This is a genomic window from Sphaerotilus sp. (assembly GCF_041083715.1).
Classification (GTDB): domain Bacteria; phylum Pseudomonadota; class Gammaproteobacteria; order Burkholderiales; family Burkholderiaceae_C; genus Sphaerotilus.
In genome coordinates this window covers 1-3,634 of record NZ_JBFPGY010000081.1, presented here as the reverse complement: position 1 = coordinate 3,634, position 3,634 = coordinate 1, and the positions used below count along the sequence as shown (strand labels likewise).

Sequence of the window (3,634 nt, the reverse complement as noted above, 5' to 3'; positions counted from 1 at the left end):
GGCAGCCCGTCCTCCTTCACGTAGCGCAGCCGCAGGAAGTCGTGGCGCGTCTCGCTGATCTTGCAGAACGCCTCGACGTGGCTGTCGGCCTGCGCCCAGTGGATGAACCGCTTTTCCAGCCCGCCGTTGCGCGCCGGGTAGGGCAGGCGCGGGTAGATGCACTTGCCGACCTCGACCGAGCTGCTCTCGCGCACCAGCAGTTGACGCACCTCCGACAGCCGGCGGTGGCGCACCTCGGTTGCGCCGACCGGGCGTGACTGCCCCGCCTCGCGCAGCGCGTGGCCGAAGATGCGCGTGAGGTGATCGACCACCGGCTTCAGCAGCAGCACGCGCCAGCGTTCACCCTCGTGCGGATTGAAGGCCGTGCCGAACAGCTGGCTCCAGATGTAGTCGTCCAGCCAGCCCGTCAGCTCGGCGGTGTGGACCTGCAGATACGGCAGATCGAGGTGGTGGGCGATCTTGTTGCCCCTGGGCAGCGGCTGGCCCAGGGACTGGCCGATGCGCCGCGTCAGCCGCGACAGGTAGTCGTTGTAGCCCGTCACCGTCATCACCGCGCCATCGACGCGGTAGTCGCCGAACAGGGTGCTGCTCTGCAAGTCCTGCGAGATGAACTGGTCGCCCTTGCCGAGCAGGTTCGTGAGCTGTTCCAGCGACATGGACGTGAACGCGGGCAGGGCGGACACGTCGGGCGCGGTGTGCTCGATCACCTCGTCGGCTTCCTGCAGGATGAAGGGGATGGCGAAGTCGAACGCCTCGTGGCCCTCGCGCAGCCTGGCGGCGATCAGGTCGCCGGTGCTGGAGTCCCGGTCGCCTTGTTCGGTGGTGCTGCCGACCAGCTGCTCGTCCATCAGCGCCTGGTAGAACGTGTTGAACGCCGGGTGCTCGACGATGGTCAGGACATCGAGCAGGCTGCCCGGCTCCTGGCCGTTGTCGATGCGCTGGCGGTTCTCGGCCTTGAGGCTGTCGTACTCGCCGTCACGCCACATCAGCCGCAGGCCGCGCCCGATCGTCTGCTCCAGCAGGATCTGCGCCTGCGACGAGCGCAGCGGCACGATGACGCAGATGTTGTTCACGTCGAAGCCTTCGCGCAGCATCAGCACGCTGACGATCACGCGGGGTGTCGCGTGCTGATCGACGCTGAACAGCCGTTCGCGCACGGCGGCCCAGTCCTTCTCGCCCAGCTCGGCCTTCTTGCCCGAGTCGATCGACATCACGGCCTCGTCGGCCAGCCCTTCTTCCTCGGTCAGGAACCGGGCGACCAGCGGCGTCACGGTGGTGTCCTCGCAGACGACCAGCATCTTCGGGTGGCGTGTCGGGTCGATCCGGGCGAAGTCGGTTTCCAGCTTGCGCAGCTTCATCAGGCCGGCGCGCAGCATGACGCGCTGGCCCGCGCTGAGTTCGACGGCACGGCCCTTGTCGTCGCGCTCCACGCTGAAGTCGAGCGGCAGCGCGCCGACCTCCTTGCGCCGGTCCAGCACCAGCGACTTCACCAGCCCGGCGCGCATGGCGTCCTTCAGGTCGAAGTCGGTGACGATGTGCGGGAAGTAGACCTTGCGCTTGTTCTTCGGCGTGCCCACGTCGTTGTACGGGGTGGCCGAGAAGTCGATCTGCACGAAGCGTCGGCCCTTCGGCTCGGCGATGCGCGACAGGCTCTTCTGCCATTCGACTTCGGTGGCCTCGCCCTCGCGCTTGAGTTCGTGGATGTGGTGCGCCTCGTCGTTGAAGACCATCAGGTCGGGCAAGGCGCTGAGGTACTCCAGCACGTCGCCGCGGGCGTAGCGGCGGTCGAGCATGTCGAGGCTGTTGCCGGCGGCGCGGCCCGGGGTCAGCGGCAGCACGGCGTCGATCACGCGGTGGGCTTCCAGCGGGGGCGGGGTGTCGCTGGTGTCGGCGGTTTCGTCCACCTCGTCGTCCACGCCGTTGAGCAGGTGCCAGTTCGTGATGGCGATCATCCCGTTCCCGGTCGCCTTCAGGCCGATCTCGCCCTTGGCGCAGACGTTGCCGCGCACGAAGGCGAGCACGCTGTCGCGGTACGTCTCTGGGATGAACAGCCCGGCGTTGCGGGCGATGTCCGCGCTGTCGAAATCGCGCCCGCTGCCCGCCAGCCGGCCGCAGAACGCATCCAGCAGCCGCTCGTAGACGATCAGGCCCGGCGCGACGACCAGGAAGCGGCGCGTGAAGCGCGGGTCGTCCACGCCCTCGGCCTGCGCGGCCGTGCGGTTGAGCAACTGCCAGACCATCAGCGCCTGCATGACCCAGGTCTTGCCGGTGCCGGTCGCCATCTTGAGACAGTATTTCGGGTGGTCGTGCTTGGGCTGCGCGATCTCCTGGCGGCGCGGCGGCGTCAGCGCGTGGGGGGCGACCTGGGCGTACAGGTCGAGCAGCGAGCCGGATGCCAGCACCTCGTGCGCGACGATGGTGTTCAGGATCGCCTGCTTCTGCCCGGCGTGGAAGTTCAGCGATCCGCGCACGGCGCACACCTCGTCGCTGAACCACCAGTGCAGCAGGTCGGCGGTGTGCGGCGTGACCCGGTTCAGGATCTCGGCGGAGCCGTCTTCGAGACCTTGGCAGAGGGCGCGGGTGTGTTCGGTCAGCGCGATGGACAGCGCGAGCGGGTTCGGGTTCGTGGCGGGGTTCGGCTGGGCGGCGCTCATCGCACGGCCTCCGCCACCGTGGTGACCACCTCGGCCTCGAAGCCGAACACATCCACCGCCCGCACGCACACGCGCCGCGGGCCGGTCTTGTGCGGCACGGTCAGCCGGGCATGGGTGACGACGCGCAGCGCGTCGTCGTCGTTGGCGGTGTTGCCGCGGTAGTCCTGCCAGACCGAGCGGAAGACGCGGCCGTCGTAATCGGGATCGACGGCCCAGTATTCGATCAGCGCGAGCGGCTCCTGGTTCATCACGGCCTGGAGTTTCTGGCGGTTCGCGTCGTCGAGGTTGATCGCCTCGGGCGACAGCAGCACGTAGTTTCTGAGCTTGACGGTCAGGTGCTCGTCGGGGCGGGTGTCTGCGGCGTCGCTGGCGGCGCTGCTGGTGCGCTCGACCGGGTGGATCGTCAGGTATTGCAGCGACGAGAAACGGACCTGGCCGCGCAGTTTGTCGATGCCGCCCTTTTTCTTCAGGCGGTCGAGCAGGTCGGGCGGAATCACCAGCACTTCGAGGCGGTTGTCGTTGAGCGCGGTGATGTCCTGGCCGATCGACGACTCGAAATTCCAGCCGAGCACGACCACGCGGTCCCAGCCGCCGAGCAGGTTGTCGCGCTGGGCGATGGCTTTTTTCAGCGTGGTGATGCCGGTGAGTTTGTTGGGGGAGTCGGCCAATACCAGCGTCTTGCTGCTTTTGCGGGGGCCGAGGTCGAGGCCGGCGATCTGGCCGAGGTTGCGCTGCGGGTTGAATTCGGCGGGCAGCGACTGGGCGCCGTAGAGCGACAGAACGATCTGCGACAGGTCGCCGATGCGGAACTCGCGGCCCAAGCTCACCTTGGCGGCCTCGACCTGGTAGTCGCCGATCGCCTGGTACAGGAAGGGCCGGGCGCTCTGGTCGATCAGCCGCTTGCGCATGATCATGCAGGCGGGTTTGCCGAGGTCGGTCGTGATCCAGCGGCGGCCGAGCTTTTCGGCGACGGCGGCGGT

Annotated in this window: 2 protein-coding genes; both read right to left on the bottom strand. The window is 68.0% G+C overall.

The genetic code is table 11. From position 1 onward, the window contains the following. A partial coding sequence (locus AB3X43_RS04155) for a DEAD/DEAH box helicase (protein WP_369428612.1) occupies nt 1-2,654 on the bottom strand: 2,654 nt, incomplete at its 3' end. Beyond that, nucleotides 2,651-3,634 (bottom strand): hypothetical protein (locus AB3X43_RS04150; protein ID WP_473965058.1); only part of this gene is annotated, 984 nt, incomplete at its 5' end. The genes AB3X43_RS04155 and AB3X43_RS04150, both read right to left, overlap by 4 nt.